The organism is Flavobacterium sp. HBTb2-11-1, from assembly GCF_009826975.1.
Lineage (GTDB): Bacteria > Bacteroidota > Bacteroidia > Flavobacteriales > Flavobacteriaceae > Flavobacterium.
The window spans coordinates 1-689 of the sequence record NZ_WUMO01000028.1 but is presented as its reverse complement, the minus strand read 5'-3'; the positions used below and the strand labels follow the sequence as shown (position 1 = coordinate 689).

Below are 689 nucleotides of genomic sequence, written 5' to 3'. Positions count from 1 at the left end.
GCAGCCTTAAGCTGCGGCACGATTGCCGATGCCATAAAGCTGGAGTCGATCTACTCGGTGCCCAATGTGACGTGCGGAGCAACGCAGTGTCCTGTAATTTTTGTTACCGGAAACAACACTTCCAATGCGACCATCACCAAAACAGCTTTGTCAATAGTTCCAGGCGCATCAACAGCAAAATTTGTTTCGACAGTAAACAATGATGTGGTGGTAAAATACACCATTGCCAACACGGGAACAATTGCCAGCTACGCGCCAATTGTGGTGGATTTCTTTAATGACATAAATAAAGACGGCCTGTATACGACTGGCGAGCCTATTCTGTATACGCAGACCATCAATAATGGCGATGCGACAATCCCTGCGAACGGCACAAGCCCAGAGCAGACTACAGCTGTTTTTACCATGCCAGAAAGCGGCATCTGCAATGTAACGGCTGCTATCCGTCTTGTAAATAACAATCAGATCTGCGCAGACTCTGCAACGCTAATTCCGATAAACTTTGAAGCGGCGCAGACCACTTTCACGGTGTGCGGAAAGACTAATGTTACGCTTGGAAATCTGTCAAACGGCGCAACGGTAAGCTGGTCACCGGCAACGTATTTAAGCGCAACTGATATCTCTAATCCTGTATTTAACTATTCAGGGCCTGCTTTAACTGCAGCAACCGATTTTGTCTATACGGCAAC

The 689-nt window shown here is 47.2% G+C and carries 1 protein-coding gene; it reads left to right on the top strand.

What is annotated here, in order from left to right; translation table 11 throughout:
• The coding region (locus GR162_RS22090; protein WP_202393987.1) for a hypothetical protein at nucleotides 1-689 on the top strand (689 nt) is incomplete at both ends.